The organism is Leclercia sp. AS011 (genome assembly GCF_037152535.1).
Taxonomy (GTDB): domain Bacteria; phylum Pseudomonadota; class Gammaproteobacteria; order Enterobacterales; family Enterobacteriaceae; genus Enterobacter.
The window spans coordinates 138,764-157,011 of the sequence record NZ_JBBCMA010000002.1 but is presented as its reverse complement, the minus strand read 5'-3'; the positions used below and the strand labels follow the sequence as shown (position 1 = coordinate 157,011).

The following is an 18,248-nucleotide window of genomic DNA, read 5'->3' as shown; positions in this document are numbered from 1 at the left end:
AAGAAATGAAGGATTATGAACAAGCGTAAAGGTATTATTCTGGCCGGTGGGTCAGGGACTCGTCTCTATCCGGTCACCATGGCGGTGAGCAAACAGCTGCTGCCTATCTACGACAAACCGATGATCTACTACCCGCTGAGCACCCTGATGCTGGCCGGTATCCGCGATATCCTGATCATCAGCACCCCACAGGATACGCCGCGCTTTGAGCAGCTGCTGGGCGACGGCAGCCAGTGGGGCCTGAACCTGCAGTACAAAGTGCAGCCAAGCCCGGACGGTCTGGCTCAGGCCTTTATCCTCGGTGAAGAGTTCATCGGCGACGACGACTGCGCGCTGGTGCTGGGCGACAACATCTTCTACGGTCACGATCTGCAGAAACAGCTGGAAGCCGCCGCGGCGAAACCGGCGGGTGCCACCGTCTTTGCCTATCATGTACACGATCCTGAGCGTTATGGCGTGGTGGAGTTTGACCATGCAGGCACCGCCATCTCCCTGGAAGAGAAGCCGCTGGAACCGAAGAGCAACTATGCGGTAACCGGCCTCTACTTCTACGATAACCGCGTGGTTGAGATTGCCAAAAGCCTGAAACCGTCGCCGCGCGGCGAGCTGGAAATCACCGACGTGAACCGCATCTACCTTGAGCAGGGCGATCTGTCGGTGGCCATGATGGGCCGTGGTTATGCCTGGCTTGATACCGGCACCCATGAGAGCCTGATTGAGGCCAGCAACTTCATTCAGACCATCGAAACCCGTCAGGGGCTGAAAGTGGCCTGTCCTGAAGAGATTGCCTACCGTCTGAAGTTTATCGATGCCGATCAGGTGCGCAAGTTAGCCGCGCCGCTGGCGAAGAATGCTTACGGGCAATACCTGCTGAAAATGCTTAAGTAGTCATCATTAAATCCAGGGGCGTAACGCCCCATTTATGAATCAGGCCGTCATCATGAACGTAATTCAGACCGCAATTCCCGACGTATTTATTTTTGAGCCAAAAGTCTTTGGCGATGACCGTGGTTTCTTCTTTGAAAGCTTTAACCACCAGCAGTTCGAAGCCGCCATTGGCCGCAGCGTAAACTTCGTGCAGGACAACCACTCCAAATCGTCTAAGGGCGTATTGCGTGGCCTGCACTACCAGCTGGCACCTCATGCGCAGGGCAAACTGGTGCGTTGCGTGGCCGGTGAAGTATTCGACGTGGCGGTGGATATCCGTAAAAACTCCCCGACCTTCGGTCAGTGGGTCGGCGTGCATCTGTCCGGCGATAACAAGCGTCAGCTGTGGATCCCGGAAGGCTTCGCCCACGGCTTTATGACCCTGAGCGACACCGCAGAATTCCTGTACAAAACCACCAACTACTATGCCCCGGAGAGCGACCGCGGCATCCGCTGGAACGATGAGACCATCGGAATTACCTGGCCGGAAATCAACACCGAAATCCTTACCTCCGCCAAAGACAGCGTTGCCAAATCCTTCCCTGACGCAGAGTACTTCTGAGTCACACGCCCCGCAGTGACGCGGGGCGTTTTCTGATGCACAGAGCGCCCATGAAATTTTACACAGGTTCAGCCGGGATCCTGGCCCGAAAAGCACAGCTCGAGCCGATGCTTGGCCGCCCGTTACACGCCTTTAAAATGCGTATGCAACTGGCGCAGGACGACGTGCTGGTCGGCTGGGGACAGAAAGCCAATACCCGTCAAATCAAACAGCAGGCCCAGGAACTCGGCCTGCCGTACTGGCAGCTGGAAGATGGCTTTATCGGTTACATTGGCCACCCTGCCAGGGGCGGCAAGGCCGTCTCACTGATTGCCGATCCTGTGGGCATTTACTACGACGCTCGCCAGCCGAGCCGCCTTGAGCAACTCATCGCCACGCCGTGCGATGCCAGTATGCTGGCCCGCGCCGGGGCACTGGTACATGAACTGCTGCGCCTGGGCATCACCAAGTACAACTGTTATGCCGCCGACAGCGGCCTGCCCGACGCGCTGGCTGCCCGCCTGCATCGCGACGCCCGCCCTAAGGTACTGCTGATCGACCAGGTTGCCGGCGATCTCTCCATTCCCGGCGCGCTGGCAAGTGAAGCCGATTTTGTCGAGATGGTCGCCGCGGCGCGGCGTAACCACCCTGATGCACGCCTGCTGCTGCGCACCCATCCGGATACCCGGCTGGGCAAAAAACGCGGCGTGCTGGCGCAGATGCAGCTTGACGACGTGGAGCTGGTCACCGATCACTGCCACCCCCATGCCCTGCTGAATGAGGTGGAGGCGGTCTATACCGTCTCCTCCCAGATGGGGTTTGAAGCGCTGCTGCTGGGCAAAGCGGTGTACTGCTTTGGCATGCCGTTTTACGCGGGCTGGGGACTAACTCACGACAGCAAACAGTGTGAACGTCGCGAGGCAAAAATAAGCCTGCCGCAGCTGGTCGCAGCGGCGCTGATCCTCTATCCCCGCTATCTGGATCCGGTCCTGGGCCAGCGCTGCGAGGTGGAGCAGGTGATCGAGATCGTGGCGGGTCAGCTGACCCCTGCCCCGCGCTATCGCCGTCTCTATATGGTGGGCTTCTCCCTGTGGAAGCGCGCCTTTATGCGCGCCTTCTGCCAGCCGCTGGCCAAGGAACTGCGCTTTGTGCGCACCCCGCCTGCACGGCTGGCCGCCGACGATCAGGTGCTGGTGTGGGGCAGTCGTCATCCTGAGCTGAAAAATCCGATCCGGGTGGAAGATGGTTTTATCCGCTCCCGGGGGCTGGGTTCGAACCTGTGCCGCCCTTCATCGCTCTCCATCGATCCGGTGGGGATCTACTTTGACAGCCGCCGTCCGAGCGGGCTGGAGCAGTTGCTTAATGAGCAGCCGCTCAGCGAGCAGGAACTGGCGCGCGGCGCGGCGCTGGTGGATCTGCTCCGCCAGCATGGGGTCAGTAAATATAACGTTGGCACCGTGCAGCCCTTCACGCCGCCCGGCGACGGGCGAACGCTGGTGCTGGTGGTGGGCCAGGTCGATGGCGATGCCTCGATCCTCACCGGTAGCCCGGCGATCCGCAGCAACGAACAGCTGCTGTGGGCGGTACGTGCCGCCCGGCCCGAGGCGCATATTCTGTTTAAACCGCATCCGGACGTGGTGGCGGGCAACCGGGCCGGGGCAATCTCCGCCGAATGCCTGGCGAGCTGCGTGGACAGCCAGGTGCTGGATCTCGGCCTGACCAGCCTCTATCCCCATGTCGATGAGCTGCACACCATGACCTCCCTCAGCGGCTTCGAGGCGCTGGTGCAGGGGGTGAAGGTCACCACCTGGGGCCAGCCGTTCTACAGCGGCTGGGGATTGACCGAGGATATCCACCCTGCCGGGCGCCGTCATCGCACCCTGCCGCTGGCCGCGCTGGTCTACCTGACGCTGGTGGCCTATCCGCGCTATATCGACTGGCAGAGCGGCCTGTGGATGAGTCCGGAGCAGCTGATCCGCCAGCTGGCGGTCCAGGGGAACTCCTCATCGCAAAAGGCCAACCGCTGGCAGCGCTGGCAACTCAAGCTGAGCTATCTGGCCCAGACACTTCGCTAGCGAACTATTTATCCTGATTTATTAAAGAAAAGCGGTCATCAAGCCGTTACTCACTCTTCATCAACGGACCGATCTGGGAAAAATAATGGAAGAGCAAGCTATCCGCCATCTGCTGAATGGCCGTCGATATCTTTTACTACAAGGACCGATGGGCCCCTGCTTTTCACGTCTGGCAAGCTGGTTGCAGAGCAGCCACCGTGAAGTGAAGCAGGTCTGCTTCAATGCCGGGGACTCATGGTATGCCGCGAAAGAGACCGCGCTGCACTACACCGGCTCCGTGAAAAATTTTGCCTTCTGGCTGCGCGAGTTACACAAGACCTACCCCTTCGATACCATCGTCTGTTTTGGTGATTGTCGCCCGATGCACATCGAAGCGAAGAAGTGGGCCCGCAGCAAAACCATCGATTTTCTCGCGTTTGAAGAGGGCTATTTCCGCCCGTTCTATATCACCCTCGAAAAAGGGGGCGTGAACGCCTTCTCCTCGATGCCCATCGATGCGAAGTATTACCGCGAGCAGCCGCTGCCGGAGGTGAAAACCCCGACGCCGTGGAAACCGAGCTCCTTTAACCGTGCCGCCCATGCCATGCTCTACTATGCCGCGGGCTGGTTTGGCCGCCATCGCTATCGCGGCTATCGCCATCACAAGTCGTTCTCGCCGTGGTACGAGATGCAGTGCTGGTTCCGCGCCGGTCGCCGTAAGCTGTGGTACCGCTGGCAGCAGCGCCATATGCTGAGCCATATCACCGAAAAGCTCGACAACCAGTACTACCTGGCGATTTTGCAGGTCTACAACGACAGCCAGATTATTCACCACAGCCCCTATAAAGACGTGCGTGACTATATCGAAACCGTGATCCGCTCCTTTGCCCGCCATGCGTCTAACGAGCGCCATCTGGTATTCAAGCATCACCCGATGGATCGTGGTCACCGCTATTACGGCACCCTGATCAACAAGCTGACCGAAAAGTACGGCATTACGGGCCGGGTGATCTACGTTCACGATCTCTCCCTGCCCGCCCTGCTGACCCACACCCGGGGGGTGATCACCGTCAACAGCACTGCCGGCCTGTCGGCACTGATCCATAACAAGCCGCTCAAGGTGATGGGCAAAGCGCTGTACGACATCGAAGGTTTAACCTGGCAGGGGCCGCTGAACCAGTTCTGGCAGGCGGATTTCGCTCCCGATAAAGCGTTATTCCAGCGCTTTCGTACCCACCTGCTCTATCAGACGCAGATCAACGCCGTCTTTTACGGCAAGTCCGACTGGCTCAACATCCCGACGGAAATCCCTCTCCCGGCACCGCTTGCCGATTCTGAACTCGAACGATAATTCCTCCTCACGCCGGGGAAATTGCCCCGGCGGATCCGATCGACTCCGCGCTTTTATCTCTCCGTTGTAAAAATCCCTAATGTTTATCCCAAATTTTGCCGTTATAACCTAAGACAAATTTTCATGCCGAATTTTGCACTGACATATTTTGTCAGCCGCACCGGCATAATTCACAGCAATGGCTTAAATAACAGGAAAGCTAATATGACAATTCCGACCAGGAGTCGCTCGGCTGAAAGGTTGGTTGATATTCTGCTGGAGCTTCATTTACACGGCGTGGTGAGTCGCCAGGCATTGATGCATAAATTTAATATCACTGAGCGCACGGTCTACCGCGATCTGAATGCCCTTTCGCCCATCGTGGAGCGCTGCGGAGACGGCCAGTACAAGCTTATTCATGCGGGCCAGGGCCTGCATCACGCCATTGCTAACTTTCTGAATGTGGATGATTTTTTCCCGACAACGGGCCGTGAATTCTGGGACAAACTGGAGACCCGGGTCGAGGAAAACCATATTATGATCCTCGGTAACGATGCCGAGCGAACCGGGCCCAAAGATATTCACAGCCTGTTAGCGGACTTTGAAAAGGCGATTAAGGGGCAGCAGGTTTGCCAGATCCTGTATAAAGGAAAGTCGCGACAGATTAATCCTTATAAAGTAATTAACAAAAAGAACATATGGTATTTACAAGCCACCGAAGAGAAGCGTTTGAAATCGTTTTCTTTAAGCCTGATCCAGTGGCTGGATATTCGCAGCGAGACCTTCACGCCGGATAATGACACCCTCGAACTGCTGGCAAAAAACCCCGATCCCTGGGTCAGCGAAGAGACTTTTGAAGTGGACGTGTTTATTCCCGCCAACATTGCACACTATTTTAAGCGTCGCGATCTGCTGCCTGACCAGCACATTCTGGCGGAGGACAAAAAGGGGATCACCCTGCGCTGCCAGGCTGCGCATGAGAACCAGATCCTGCCGCTGCTCTTCTACTGGCTGCCTAACATTCAGGTGCTGGAACCGGCCTGGCTTAAGCAGAAGTTTGTCGGCACCTTAGAAAATTATCTGGCCAGCGCGGAGTGATCCGCGCCTGACGGCGTGATCCCCTTCACACTATTCTGCCCACTGACGGCGAGTCTGAACCACTCGCCCTCGCCTTTGACCGCTCATCCCGCCATATAACCACTCACAGATTTACCTTCCTTTACACGCGCAAGGCTCTGGCAAGATCGTCTCAGCATTACTCAACAACTCTCACAGCGAACCCTGACCCTTTTTTTCATCTAAAAAACCAGGTTTTATTATGGACATTAAAAAACTACTTAAGCACGTACCCTGGCTGCTGCTCGGGATCCTCGGTGCCTGTTGCCTTGCCGTGGTTGCCCTGCGCCGCGGCGAGCACATCAGCGCCCTGTGGATCGTCGTGGCCTCGGTGTCGGTCTATCTGGTGGCGTACCGCTACTACAGTCTCTATATCGCGCAGAAGGTGATGAAGCTCGACCCGACGCGTGCCACCCCGGCGGTCATCAACAATGACGGCCTGAACTACGTGCCAACCAACCGCTACGTGCTGTTTGGTCACCACTTTGCCGCCATCGCCGGTGCAGGCCCGCTGGTCGGCCCGGTGCTGGCCGCGCAGATGGGCTACCTGCCGGGTACCCTGTGGCTGCTGGCCGGCGTGGTGCTGGCGGGTGCGGTGCAGGACTTTATGGTGCTGTTTATCTCTTCCCGTCGTAACGGCGCGTCTCTGGGTGAGATGATCAAAGAAGAGATGGGCCGCGTGCCGGGCACTATCGCTCTGTTCGGCTGCTTCCTGATCATGATTATCATCCTGGCGGTGCTGGCGCTGATCGTGGTGAAAGCGCTGGCCGAAAGCCCGTGGGGTGTCTTCACCGTCTGCTCCACCGTGCCGATCGCGCTGTTCATGGGGATCTACATGCGATTCCTGCGTCCGGGCCGCGTGGGTGAGGTGTCGGTGATCGGTATCGTGCTGCTTGTGGCCTCCATTTACTTCGGCGGCGTGATTGCGCACGACCCGTACTGGGGCCCGGCGCTGACCTTCAAAGACACCACCATCACCTTCGTGCTGGTTGGCTATGCCTTTGTCTCGGCCCTGCTGCCGGTGTGGCTGATCCTGGCCCCGCGTGACTACCTTGCGACCTTCCTGAAAATCGGCGTCATCGTCGGGCTGGCGATCGGCATCGTGATCATCAACCCAGAGCTGAAAATGCCTGCGGTGACCCAGTACATCGACGGTACCGGTCCACTGTGGAAAGGCGCTCTATTCCCGTTCCTGTTTATCACTATTGCCTGTGGCGCGGTCTCCGGCTTCCACGCCCTGATTGCGTCCGGCACTACGCCGAAGCTGCTGGCGAACGAAAACGACGCCCGTCTCATCGGCTACGGCGCGATGCTGATGGAGTCCTTCGTGGCGATCATGGCCCTGGTGGCAGCGTCCATCATCGAGCCGGGTCTCTACTTCGCGATGAACACCCCGCCAGCGGGCCTTGGCATCACCATGCCAAACCTGCATGAAATGGGCGGCGACAACGCGGCGCTGATTATGGCGCAGCTGAAGGACGCGAGCGCCCACGCGGCGGCAACCGTCAGCTCCTGGGGCTTTGTGATTTCGCCTGAGCAGATCATGCAGACCGCGAAAGACATCGGTGAACCGTCGGTGCTGAACCGTGCCGGTGGCGCACCGACGCTGGCGGTGGGTATCGCCCACGTGTTCCACAAAGTGCTGCCGTGGGCGGACATGGGCTTCTGGTACCACTTCGGTATTCTGTTCGAAGCGCTGTTTATCCTCACCGCACTGGATGCTGGTACCCGTGCGGGCCGCTTCATGCTGCAGGACCTGCTGGGTAACTTCGTGCCGTTCCTTAAGAAAACCGACTCTCTGGTCGCCGGTATTCTTGGTACCGCGGGCTGCGTCGGGCTGTGGGGCTACCTGCTGTATCAGGGCGTGGTCGACCCGCTGGGCGGCGTGAAGAGCCTGTGGCCGCTGTTCGGGATCTCTAACCAGATGCTCGCAGCCGTTGCTCTGGTGCTCGGTACCGTGGTGCTGGTGAAGATGAAGCGCACCAAATACATCTGGGTGACCGTGGTCCCTGCCCTGTGGCTGCTGCTCTGCACCACCTGGGCGCTGGGTCTGAAACTGTTCAGCACCAACCCGCAGCTGGAAGGCTTCTTCTTTATGGCTAACCAGTACAAAGAGAAGATTGCCGCAGGCGGCGGTGAGCTGACCGCGCAGCAGGTTGCCAACATGAACCATATCGTGGTGAACAACTACACCAACGCAGGTCTGAGCATTCTGTTCCTGGTGGTGGTGTACAGCATCATCTTCTACGGCATCAAAACCTGGATGAAGGTGCGTGACGCCGACGGTCGTACGGATAAAGAGACCCCGTATGTGCCGGTACCGGAAGGCGGCGTGAAGACCTCTTCGCACCATTAATCCCGCCTGTAACTATAGGCCCGGTAAGCGTAGCGCCACCGGGCTTTTTCTTATCAGGACCCGTTATGTTTGGTAACTTAGGCGAAGCAAAAAAATACCTCGGTCAGGCGGCAAAAATGCTGATTGGCATCCCGGACTATGACAACTATGTTGAACATATGCAGACCAACCATCCGGATAAGCCGTACATGACCTACAACGAATTCTTCCGCGAGCGTCAGGAAGCGCGCTACGGCGGAGGAGGAGAAGGCGGCGTACGCTGCTGCTAAAGGAGAGACCATGACACCGATTGCCGTTACCCTGCTCACCGGCTTTCTCGGCGCGGGCAAAACCACCCTGCTGCGCCACATCCTCAACGAACAACACGGCTTTAAAATCGCGGTTATCGAAAACGAGTTCGGCGAGGTCTCCGTTGACGACCAGCTGATTGGCGATCGCGCTACCCAGATCAAAACCCTGACCAACGGCTGCATCTGCTGCACCCGCTCTAACGAGCTGGAAGACGCCCTGCTGGACCTGCTCGACAGCCGCGATCGCGGTGAAATCGACTTCGACCGCCTGGTGATTGAGTGCACCGGCATGGCCGACCCCGGCCCGATTATTCAGACCTTCTTCTCCCACGAGATCCTCTGCCAGCGTTATCTGCTGGACGGCGTGATTGCCCTGGTCGATGCGGTACACGCCGATGAGCAGATGAACCAGTTCACCATCGCCCAGTCGCAGGTCGGTTACGCTGACCGCATCCTGCTGACCAAAACCGACGTGGCGGGCGAGAGCGAAAAACTGCGCGAGCGCCTGGCGCGCATCAACTCACGCGCACCAATCTTCACCGTGACGCACGGCGACATCGACCTGTCTCAGCTGTTCAACACCAACGGCTTTATGCTGGAAGAGAACGTCACCACCAAACCACGTTTCCACTTTATGGCCGACACGCAGAACGACGTCTCCTCTATCGTGGTCGAGCTGGACTACCCGGTGGATATCAGCGAGGTGTCCCGGGTGATGGAGAACCTGCTGCTGTCGTTTGCCGACAAACTGCTGCGCTACAAAGGGATGTTGTGGATCGACGGCGAACCAAACCGCCTGCTGTTCCAGGGCGTGCAGCGCCTCTACAGCGCCGACTGGGATCGCCCCTGGGGCGAGGAAGCACCGCACAGCGTGATGGTGTTTATCGGGATTGATCTTCCGGAAGAAGCGATCCGCGCGGGATTTGCGGAATTGAAGAAGTAATCTCTGGGCTCCCTTCTCATCAGGGAAGGGAGTGCGTATCCGCAGCCCGAATGACGATGAATCAATGTAAATAAAGGTTATAAACTGTAAAACTGAAAATGCATTGCGTAATGATAAGAGTCGCCATTAATTCGTCGCTGGCTATTATTTCTGCGTTATTCACGCTCTGTTTAGGAAATAAACTTAATCTTTCCTAAACACGATAAAATCAATGATTGACCCGGCAGTAAAGCAACCATTTCGCAACAATAACCCTGTAATAAATTTACACAATCAGCATAAAACCTCGACCCTCATCACATTTGCAGTCATAAACTTCGCTTGTTAAGGTGCCCTCAGATTAATTTAATAACGAGGCATAAAACATGAAAAAGCTTAATATCCTTCTCCTTTCCGCTCTGACTGCTGTATCGGGCTCCGCACTGGCGATGGGCGGCAGCATTGAACAGGGTAAAAACTTCACTAACCTGAATGTGGAAATGGGTAAATCCTCATCCGGTTTATATACCGAAGGGAACTGGCTGAAAAATACCGATGACGGCACTCAGACCGGTGGCGTTGGCGCAGGCTACAACTTTGAAGTGGGCCCGGTGATGCTGAATGCAGGTGCAAAAGCGATCTACATCGGCCCGAAAAAAGGCGATAACGGCGTGGCATTCCCGGTCGGCGGCGGCGTGAACGTGGCGCTGACGGACAGCATTAATGTCTTCGGAGAGGGTTACGTTGCTCCGGACGGCCTGAACAACAGCGTGAAAAACTACGTTGAAGCAAACGGCGGCGTGAGCTGGACCCCAGTCAAGCCTGTTACCCTGAAAGTGGGTTACCGCCACGTGAGCGTTGACGGCAAAGACGGCCGTCCAAACCACACCCTGATTGACGGCGCGTACGTTGGCGGCGGTGTGAGCTTCTAACCCAAAAAACTGCCGGGTGGCGCTGCGCTTACCCGGCCTGGAGTTTGTTCCCTCTCCCCTTTGGGGAGAGGGGAAATTTACCGCTGCACCTGCAAAATCTCCTGCGACTCCTGATGAGCCGCCACCTCCTGCGCGGTTAGCCACAGCGGCTTACGCCCGAAGGTTTCATACAGTTTCTGCTGATCGCGATAGTGCTTATCCGGCGTACCGTCCGGGGCGATAAAACCGCTCTGTCCGGGTGCCATCACATCCCATGCCAGTACCGGCGCTTCCTGCGACGTCGGCGAGAAGACAATCATGTCGTTTTCCGTACCGCGGTTTTGATACTCCTTCTGATGCACCGCCTCTTCCGGCGCCGCCTGCGGCACGCCAAAGAAGTTGTTTGCCCGGAAGGTCAGCGCCATCGCCGGGGTTTTCCACTGGGCGATGTCGTTGCCATACTGCCGGGACAGCGTCTGCCAGGTCTCCTGCAGGGCGGCAAGGATCACCTCCTGCTGCGGCTTGCCGCCAAACAGATCCACTGCCTGCGGGATCGCAGATTTCTCCCCCTGTAAGGCTTCATACAGCAATTTCGCCCCCACGCTGATATTCAGCGATCCGGTCGGTCCGTCCTGGGTGGTTTCATACCCGCTGGCGCTATACCATTTGTTGAACGGCTCCGGCACTGCTGCCGCAACGGTGTTTTTCAGCATGCTGGTCAGCCAGACGTTCAAAATCGCCGAGCCCGGCTGTTGCAGAGTTTTACCGTCGTCATTGAGCTGATTCACCCCATCCCAGTCGCTTAACGATTTTACCAGCTGCTGACGCGGATCCGTGGCGGGCAGTTGTGCGGTGGCGTTTTGCAGAGCCGGTAAAAACAGCCGACGGGTCAGATCCTGGCGGCTGGTCTGGCGGATCAGATCCCAGGCCTGCTCATAAGTGAAGGTCGGTTGTTTATCAATAAGCTGGCCGATCTCGGTCACGCGATCTGCACTCCCCCACAGGAAGGCAAACAGATCCGAGGCCGGATACCCCTGCTGCGGTGAGTTATTCCAGTTGGCGATGTAGCCTGACTTCGGGTTATAGACCTTAGGATTGAGATCGAACGACAGCAGTCCCTGCCAGTCCCATTTTCCGGTGCCGGGCACCGGCAGACGCGGATCATGTCCCGGCTGGCGCTGCGGGTAGGCCCCGCCATGCACATAGCCGATGTTGCCGTCGATATCGGCGTAATACCAGTTAATGGTCAGGGCCTGTTTCGCCGCCTGCTGCGTCCACTCCTGCCAGTTTTTGGCCTTCATCTGATGGGTCCAGGCCAGCAGGGATGCCACCTCTTTACCGTCCCAGGCGCGGGCTTTGGCATAGGCCGTTTGCGTGGCCGGGTCGGTTTTTATCACGTTGCCATGCAGGGTTCGATAGACGGTAAAGCTCTCGGCTGGCGCGTCTTTGACCGCGATTTTTTCTTCGCGGCTGAGCATCTTGATCCACTCCCCGTTATGCAGGTACTGGCCTGGCTTTTGATCGGAAAGCTGTTCCGCAAAAATGTCGACATCATCGCCAAACCCGGCAGTCGATCCCCAGGAAATGGTGCCATTGTGCCCAAACACCAGTCCCGGATAGGCGAATGGCGTATTGCCCGTCACATCATAGCCCGCACCGTGCAATCCAATCCCGTAGGTGTAAGCCGGAGCGTACCAGCCGAACTGCGGGCCATTGACCATGATCGCTTTGGCGTCCTGGGTTTTGCCCTTGCCCAGCACCCACATGTTGCTGGTGGTGGGATAGCCCGCCAGGCCATTGGCGCCGCCGTGGACAAACTGCGCCATGATCGTCTCGCGGTTCTGCGCTGAGGTCAGCGCCAGCAGGCCGCCATCGTCACCCTTTGCGGGTCGGTCCAGCATCGGCGGCGACATGTCGTAACGCGGCAGCAGCGCGGCGGTTTGGCTGTTTTTCAGATCGAATTTGACCGGATACTGACTCTCCTGCGGGGCGATGGTGGTGGGTGCCGCCGGGTTCACCAGCCATTTCAGCTGATTAAAGACCGCCATCCCTTTCTCGCCATATTTATCTTTTAACGCCGTCAGCAGGGCCAGGTTGTCGATCTCACTGGTGGCATCGGAAAAACGGTTGGCCATGGTGCCGACAAACACCATCGCCACATCAAAGGGTTCCCAGTGTTTTGGGGTAAAGCCGAAGGTGGAGAACTGTTTTGGCAGCAGCTTGCCGGGATCGCTGTTCACCCGGTCGATCCAGGCGTTCATCCCGTCAGCATAGCCCTGCAGAATGGCTTTATCGTCCGCGCTGAGCGCCTCGATTTGCGTGCGGATGGAGTCCGGCCAGTAGTTCTGGCGGATATCCTTGTCGAAGTTAACAAACTGGCTGCCGAGCACTTCGGCAACCTGCCCCTGGGTGCTGCGGCGCGCCATCTCCATCTGGAACAGACGGTCCTGCGCCACCACATAGCCATAGCCGTAGAACAGACGGTAGGGATCATCGGCGTAAATATGCGGCATGCCGTATTCATCACGCACAATTTTGACTTCGGTAGAGGGGTTTTCAGCTCGCGCTGTCAGGGTCCAGGTACAGGCCAGGGAAGCCGCAATACAGTTCACGATCATACGATTTCTGTTTATCATTGTATCCTCTTGCAGGTGTATGATTAGCGGTTTCATACTAGCAACAGGTCAATGCTTAGCCAGAACAGGGGGATAGTTTCTCTGCGAACTGTGAGGGAGCTAGCTAATTTGTGACACAAAGAATACTTCATGTCACATTTATGCGAATCACTTATAAACGACTGCGGGTGTGTTCCCTCTCCCCTGTGGGGAGAGGGGCGTTGCCTAGCGGCGGATCACCACCAGCTTCTGGTTCACAAACTCTTTAATCCCCAGATCCGACAGCTCGCGCCCGTAGCCGGAGCGCTTCACGCCGCCAAACGGCAGTTCCGCAGCGGTGTCAGTAAGCCAGTTGATCCACACCATCCCGGTTTCGATTTTCGACGCCATCTTTTTGGCACGATCGATATCTTTACTGAAGACCGCCCCGCCCAGGCCGTAGTGGGAGTCATTGGCGAGTTTCACCGCCTCGTCATCGTTCTTCACCACGTAGATCTGCGCTACCGGGCCGAAAAACTCTTCGAAATACGCCGGGTTATCCCGGGTGATGTTGGTCAGAATAGTCGGCTCAAAGAAGCTGCCCTCCCGCTGAACAGGTTTGCCGCCATAATGCAGCGTCGCGCCGTTCTTCACCGCCTCGTCCACCTGTTTAGTCAGGGTCTCCAGCGCATCTTTTGACGACAGCGGCCCCAGGCGGGTGCTCTCGTCCAGCGGATCGCCGATTTTAATGTTGCGGAATGCCTCGGTGTATTTCTCCAGGAACTGCTCGGCCACCTTCTCATGCAGGATAAAGCGTTTGGCAGCGGTACAGACCTGCCCGGCATTGGCAAGACGCGCGTTGACGCCAATCTTCACCGCCTTCTCCAGATCCGCATCATCCAGCACCACGAACACGTCGTTGCCGCCCAGTTCCAGGGTCGATTTCTTGATGTGCTTCGCCGCCTGGGCAGCTACTACGCTACCGGCCTTCTCGGACCCGGTCAGGGCCGCACCCTGAACGCGATCGTCGGCGATGATATTTGCCACCTGATCGGAAGAGATGAACAGGTTGGTCCATGCTCCGTCCGGGGCACCGGCTTCGCGCACCAGATGGGCGAAAGTCTCGGCACAGTGCGGAACGATACTCGCATGTTTGGCGATCACCGGGTTACCCGCCGCCAGGTTCGGGGCCAGCACGCGCATCAGCTGGTAGTAAGGGAAGTTCCACGGCTCTACGGCCATCACTACGCCGATAGGATGGTGCTCCACCCACGCCTCACCCATCTCAGAGGGGTATTTCACCGGGGCGAGGAACTGTTTGGCGTTATCCGCGTAATAACGGGCGATCTGCGCGCAGAGCTTCACTTCGCCGCGGCTCTGGGCGATGAGTTTCCCCATCTCCACGCTGGCAATTTTCGCCAGCTCTTCGGTACGGGAATCAATCAGATCCGCCAGCTTATGCAGCACCGCCAGGCGCTTGTCCATGCTGCCCTTCGACCAGTCGGAGTGGTAGAGCGCATCGGCGGTGCTCAGCGCCGCCTCGACGTCAGCATCGGTATGAGAAGGATATTCTTTGATGAGTTTGTTGTTGGCAGGATTCACTGTCTTATAGGCCATTGTCGTCTCCTTTTTTACCGTGTTGGGTATTAAGGGTAGTCAAAATGGCTGAGTTCGCAGGTAAAGTTAGGTATATAGAGCGCGCCACCCGCAGGGTGGCACCGATTATTTTTTACTGAGTTCACGCAGCATCGCTTCCCGCAAAATAGCATTCAGGCGGGTCTGATAACCTTTACCTGGACGTTTGAGCCACTCCATGACATCGGCATCAATACGCACCGAAGCCTGTGTTTTTAACGGACGATAAAATTTGCCCCGTACCGCATCAGACCACTGTTCATCAGTTGTTTCAGGAATGTCGCTGTAGTCGATTTCATCATCCGGTTTTTTAGCCAGCGCATTCAGTTCAGCTTCTCGCTGTGAACCAGGTAGTGCAGCCTCGCCACGTTTATGCTTAATGATGCTCATATAGATTCCTCTCTTTCAGATTTGCCTTACGGGCGCTAATCACACGAATAATTTCAGCCCCACTTTCAAAACAAACACCGCATCTTCAAAGCGGATCCCGTGTTTATGCAGATTGCTTTTCGCCTTGTTTGCATCCCATTCAAACTCCGTTGGCATAGTCTACTCCTTCGCTTTTGTATATACAAAAAAGACTATACAAAAAGCGTAAAAAACACACTCTCCGTCGCTGAGGAATCATTAATTCTGGAAGAATGCTCGAGGAATAAACGCAACCTGTACAGGCATTTGCTAAAACGAAGAGAGGAACCCTTCCCCCTCATGCTATAACTCTCTTACCCCTCATACCGGTATTCGTCATGACCCAGACACGCCACGTCAAACAGACCTTCCGCCGCCAGCCCGGCGTCGAACTGCGCAGCACCTGGCAAAGTACGCAGGCCTATAAACGTCACAGCCATGCGCAGCTTTCCATTGGTGCCATTCTGGAGGGGCAAACCTGCTGCACCTGCAACGGCGAACCGTTCACCCTTTATCCCGGCGATCTGATCGTCATCCCCGCCCAGATGCCGCACAGCTGTAATCCGGTCGCAGGCCAGCCGCGCAGCTACCATATGCTGTATCTGGAGACCGACATTCAGCCCGCCATGCAGGTGATCCGCAATGAGGCGCTGTTCCGCCACTATCTGACGGTCGTTGAGACCCTCTCACCGACGGCCATCGACACGCTTCTCACCCTGCTTGCCGCCAGGCCAACGCAGCCCGCTCCCCTGCGCCCAACCAGCCTTGCGCTTCAGCAGACGCTGCGTCACAGCCTGCAAACCCCACCCTCTCTGGACGTGTTATCCCGCCGCTTCGCGCTGCGCAAAGAGACGCTTATCAGAACCTTCAAGCAGGACACGGGCCTGACGCCCGGCACTTTCCTGAACGTCTCCCGGATCGAGTTCGCCAAAGCACGCCTGCGCGCCGGGGACGACATCGCCGACGTCAGCTATCAGAGCGGCTTTGCCGATCAGAGCCACTTCCATAAAACCTTTGTCAGCTATACGGCCGCGACGCCGCGTCAGTACGCCACCGGGGGATCAATATCTGACAATAATTAGCGCGCGCCTCACTGTAGCCTGACCTCAGTTTTGCTGATGAGGTCACTATGGAACTGTTTACCGCGCTCTTTCCGCCCGCTTTTCTGGCCCTTACGCTGGCGCATTTTGTCGCCCTGCTCAGCCCCGGCCCGGATTTCTTTTTACTGATGGGCTTCGCTGCCCGCCACCGGCTGCGCGGCAGTGCCGGGCTGTGCGTGGGGATCGCCGCGGGCAACGGGCTCTATATCCTGCTGGTGATACTGGGCTGGAGCGCGCTGCGTCAGTTCAGGCTGCTGTTCACGGTTATCGAGCTGTTGGGCGCGCTGTATCTGCTGTGGATCGGCTGGCGGCTGGTGCACAGCCGCGCCCGCACGCTGGCGCTGGATGACGCCGGGCCGGAGCGCCCTTCATGGCCCAGGCAGCTCCTGCTCGGGCTGGGATCGGCGGTGTTAAATCCGAAAAACGCGCTCTTTTATCTGGCGCTGATGACCGCGCTGCTGGGCCCGAACGTCACCCTGTTGCAGCAGTCGGTCAGTGGGATCTGGATGGTGATGGTGGTGCTGGTGTGGGATCTGGCGGTGGTGTCGTTTATCGCCCTGCCCACTGTACAACGGCGGCTCAGCAACAATATCTGGAAAATCGAGCGCGTGGCGGGAGGGGTGCTGATGGTGTTTGGCGCAGGGATCCTGTGGCGGTTTTTCACGTCGCTCTGATCGCAGGGAAATGCCGGGTGGCGGCTGCGCCTTACCCGGCCTACAAAGCGGAGAAAATACCTGCTCTCTTGCCCCTTCGCCTTTTCTGCCTCTATCCTTAACCCTATGGAAAAACTCGCTGAACTCAAACGCGCCAAGCTGCTGGCGCTGTCGCTGCTGCTGATTGCCGCCGCGACCTTTATCGTCACTCTCTTCCTGCCGCAGACGTTCTGGGTGCGGGGGGTAAAGGCCATTGCCGAAGCGGCGATGGTCGGTGCTCTGGCTGACTGGTTTGCCGTGGTCGCCCTCTTCCGCCGGGTGCCGATCCCCTTTATCTCGCGGCATACGGCAATTATCCCCCGCAATAAAGACCGGATTGGCGACAATCTCGGCCAGTTCGTGCAGGAGAAGTTTCTGGATACCCAGTCGCTCGTAGCATTGATTCGCAAGCACGAACCGGCACTGCTGATCGGCAACTGGTTCAGCCAGCCGGATAATGCCCAGCGCGTCGGGCAACATATCATGCAGGTGATGAGCGGTTTCCTCGAGCTGACCGACGACGGGCGCATTCAGCGCATGCTCAAGCGGGCGGTGCATAAGGCGCTGGATAAGGTCGATTTCAGCGAAACCAGCGCCGCCATGCTGGAGAGCATGACCAAAAACAACCGCCACCAGGTGCTGCTGGATGCGGTGATTAACCGCCTGATTACGCTCCTGCAGCGTGATACCACCCGCGACTTTATCGCCGCGCAGATCGTCCACTGGCTGAAGACCGAGCACCCGCGCAAGGCGATGATGTTACCCACCGAGTGGCTGGGGGATCAGAGCGCCGAACTGGTGTCTGATGCGGTGAATGCCATCCTGGATGACGTCAGCCACGATCGTACCCATCAGATCCGCCAGGCCTTTGACCGCGCGGTGCTTAAGCTGGTGGAGAACCTGAAAAACGATCCTGAAACCGCGGCCAAAGCGGAGAACATCAAAACCTATCTCAAGAACGATGAGGCCTTTAACCGCTATCTGGGTGAGATGTGGGCCGACCTGCGCCAGTGGCTGAAAGCCGACATGCAGAGCGACGACTCCCGCGTGAAGCAGCGCCTCGCCAACGCCGGGCTGTGGTTCGGTGAAACCCTGGTGGCGGACACCAACCTACGCGCTTCCCTGAACGAGCACCTGGAGCAGGCCGCACATCGCGTCGCGCCGGATTTTGCCCGCTTCCTGACCCGCCACATCAGCGACACGGTCAAAGGCTGGGATGCCAAAGATATGTCCCGGCAGATTGAGCTTAATATCGGCAAGGATCTGCAGTTTATCCGCGTCAACGGCACCCTGGTAGGCGGCACCATCGGGCTGATTTTGTTCCTGCTGTCGCAGCTGCCCGAGGTGCTACCTCTGCTTACCCGGTAACAGG

General features: G+C 57.6%; 15 protein-coding genes and 1 pseudogene. 12 read left to right on the top strand and 4 right to left on the bottom strand.

What is annotated here, in order from left to right:
* Positions 1-15: 15 nt before the first annotated feature.
* From rfbA to WFO70_RS13155, 9 genes are all read left to right on the top strand, one after another.
* A complete protein-coding gene (rfbA, locus tag WFO70_RS13195; protein ID WP_032170155.1) occupies positions 16-888 on the top strand; it encodes a glucose-1-phosphate thymidylyltransferase RfbA in 873 nt (290 codons plus the stop codon).
* A gap of 52 nt (positions 889-940) precedes the next feature.
* Positions 941-1,489, top strand: coding sequence for a dTDP-4-dehydrorhamnose 3,5-epimerase (rfbC, locus tag WFO70_RS13190; RefSeq protein WP_337016778.1), 549 nt, complete (start codon positions 941-943; stop codon positions 1,487-1,489).
* Between the two features lie 50 nt (positions 1,490-1,539).
* Positions 1,540-3,543: a capsular polysaccharide biosynthesis protein gene (locus WFO70_RS13185; RefSeq protein WP_337016777.1), complete on the top strand. Its 2,004-nt coding sequence runs from the start codon at positions 1,540-1,542 to the stop codon at positions 3,541-3,543.
* Positions 3,544-3,628: 85 nt separating this feature from the next.
* Positions 3,629-4,873, top strand: a complete 1,245-nt coding sequence (locus tag WFO70_RS13180) for a capsule biosynthesis protein (protein WP_337016776.1) — start codon at positions 3,629-3,631, stop codon at positions 4,871-4,873.
* Between the two features lie 204 nt (positions 4,874-5,077).
* Positions 5,078-5,950 (top strand): helix-turn-helix transcriptional regulator, encoded by an 873-nt coding sequence (locus tag WFO70_RS13175; protein ID WP_337016775.1) that lies wholly within the window; start codon positions 5,078-5,080, stop codon positions 5,948-5,950.
* A 220-nt stretch (positions 5,951-6,170) separates the two neighbouring features.
* The gene (locus WFO70_RS13170; RefSeq protein ID WP_333852344.1) at positions 6,171-8,324 is read left to right on the top strand and encodes a carbon starvation CstA family protein; all 2,154 of its coding nucleotides are present in this window, start codon (positions 6,171-6,173) and stop codon (positions 8,322-8,324) included.
* A gap of 65 nt (positions 8,325-8,389) precedes the next feature.
* A complete protein-coding gene (locus WFO70_RS13165) occupies positions 8,390-8,593 on the top strand; it encodes a YbdD/YjiX family protein (RefSeq protein ID WP_337016774.1) in 204 nt (67 codons plus the stop codon).
* A 10-nt stretch (positions 8,594-8,603) separates the two neighbouring features.
* Positions 8,604-9,557, top strand: a complete 954-nt coding sequence (gene yjiA / locus WFO70_RS13160) for a GTPase (RefSeq protein WP_337016773.1) — start codon at positions 8,604-8,606, stop codon at positions 9,555-9,557.
* A 365-nt stretch (positions 9,558-9,922) separates the two neighbouring features.
* Positions 9,923-10,468 carry a YfaZ family outer membrane protein gene (locus tag WFO70_RS13155; protein WP_106995689.1) on the top strand — a complete coding sequence of 182 codons (546 nt, stop codon included), beginning with the start codon at positions 9,923-9,925 and terminating at the stop codon, positions 10,466-10,468.
* A gap of 77 nt (positions 10,469-10,545) precedes the next feature.
* Here the strand turns inward: WFO70_RS13155 and WFO70_RS13150 are convergent, their stop codons facing one another.
* From WFO70_RS13150 to WFO70_RS13135, 4 genes and pseudogenes are all read right to left on the bottom strand, one after another.
* Positions 10,546-13,083 (bottom strand): penicillin acylase family protein, encoded by a 2,538-nt coding sequence (locus tag WFO70_RS13150; RefSeq protein ID WP_337016772.1) that lies wholly within the window; start codon positions 13,081-13,083, stop codon positions 10,546-10,548.
* Positions 13,084-13,287: 204 nt separating this feature from the next.
* Positions 13,288-14,658 carry an NAD-dependent succinate-semialdehyde dehydrogenase gene (locus tag WFO70_RS13145; protein WP_337016771.1) on the bottom strand — a complete coding sequence of 457 codons (1,371 nt, stop codon included), beginning with the start codon at positions 14,656-14,658 and terminating at the stop codon, positions 13,288-13,290.
* A 105-nt stretch (positions 14,659-14,763) separates the two neighbouring features.
* Positions 14,764-15,066: a BrnA antitoxin family protein gene (locus tag WFO70_RS13140; RefSeq protein WP_337016770.1), complete on the bottom strand. Its 303-nt coding sequence runs from the start codon at positions 15,064-15,066 to the stop codon at positions 14,764-14,766.
* Positions 15,053-15,222: pseudogene (locus WFO70_RS13135) on the bottom strand (BrnT family toxin). The gene WFO70_RS13140 and the pseudogene WFO70_RS13135 overlap by 14 nt, the downstream one beginning before the upstream one ends.
* Before the next feature lie 200 nt (positions 15,223-15,422).
* Between WFO70_RS13135 and WFO70_RS13130 the strand changes: the two are divergent.
* The 3 genes from WFO70_RS13130 (at position 15,423) to WFO70_RS13120 (ending at position 18,244) form a co-directional block, all read left to right on the top strand.
* Positions 15,423-16,166 carry an AraC family transcriptional regulator gene (locus tag WFO70_RS13130; protein ID WP_337016769.1) on the top strand — a complete coding sequence of 248 codons (744 nt, stop codon included), beginning with the start codon at positions 15,423-15,425 and terminating at the stop codon, positions 16,164-16,166.
* 47 nt (positions 16,167-16,213) lie between these two features.
* Complete coding sequence (locus WFO70_RS13125) at positions 16,214-16,858, top strand: LysE family translocator (protein ID WP_337016768.1); 645 nt, start codon at positions 16,214-16,216, stop codon at positions 16,856-16,858.
* 105 nt (positions 16,859-16,963) lie between these two features.
* The gene (locus WFO70_RS13120; protein WP_337016767.1) at positions 16,964-18,244 is read left to right on the top strand and encodes a DUF445 domain-containing protein; all 1,281 of its coding nucleotides are present in this window, start codon (positions 16,964-16,966) and stop codon (positions 18,242-18,244) included.
* Positions 18,245-18,248: the final 4 nt, after the last annotated feature.

Excerpts from the sequence above, each read along its gene's own strand:
- WFO70_RS13125 (WP_337016768.1), top strand. The coding sequence starts at position 16,214 with ATGGAACTGTTTACCGCGCTCTTTCCGCCCGCTTTTCTGGCCCTTACG.
- WFO70_RS13140 (WP_337016770.1), bottom strand. The coding sequence starts at position 15,066 with ATGAGCATCATTAAGCATAAACGTGGCGAGGCTGCACTACCTGGTTCA.
- WFO70_RS13130 (WP_337016769.1), top strand. The coding sequence starts at position 15,423 with ATGACCCAGACACGCCACGTCAAACAGACCTTCCGCCGCCAGCCCGGC.
- rfbA (WP_032170155.1), top strand. The coding sequence starts at position 16 with ATGAACAAGCGTAAAGGTATTATTCTGGCCGGTGGGTCAGGGACTCGT.
- WFO70_RS13165 (WP_337016774.1), top strand. The coding sequence starts at position 8,390 with ATGTTTGGTAACTTAGGCGAAGCAAAAAAATACCTCGGTCAGGCGGCA.
- WFO70_RS13175 (WP_337016775.1), top strand. The coding sequence starts at position 5,078 with ATGACAATTCCGACCAGGAGTCGCTCGGCTGAAAGGTTGGTTGATATT.
- WFO70_RS13185 (WP_337016777.1), top strand. The coding sequence starts at position 1,540 with ATGAAATTTTACACAGGTTCAGCCGGGATCCTGGCCCGAAAAGCACAG.
- rfbC (WP_337016778.1), top strand. The coding sequence starts at position 941 with ATGAACGTAATTCAGACCGCAATTCCCGACGTATTTATTTTTGAGCCA.
- WFO70_RS13155 (WP_106995689.1), top strand. The coding sequence starts at position 9,923 with ATGAAAAAGCTTAATATCCTTCTCCTTTCCGCTCTGACTGCTGTATCG.
- WFO70_RS13170 (WP_333852344.1), top strand. The coding sequence starts at position 6,171 with ATGGACATTAAAAAACTACTTAAGCACGTACCCTGGCTGCTGCTCGGG.
- yjiA (WP_337016773.1), top strand. The coding sequence starts at position 8,604 with ATGACACCGATTGCCGTTACCCTGCTCACCGGCTTTCTCGGCGCGGGC.
- WFO70_RS13120 (WP_337016767.1), top strand. The coding sequence starts at position 16,964 with ATGGAAAAACTCGCTGAACTCAAACGCGCCAAGCTGCTGGCGCTGTCG.
- WFO70_RS13150 (WP_337016772.1), bottom strand. The coding sequence starts at position 13,083 with ATGATAAACAGAAATCGTATGATCGTGAACTGTATTGCGGCTTCCCTG.
- WFO70_RS13180 (WP_337016776.1), top strand. The coding sequence starts at position 3,629 with ATGGAAGAGCAAGCTATCCGCCATCTGCTGAATGGCCGTCGATATCTT.
- WFO70_RS13145 (WP_337016771.1), bottom strand. The coding sequence starts at position 14,658 with ATGGCCTATAAGACAGTGAATCCTGCCAACAACAAACTCATCAAAGAA.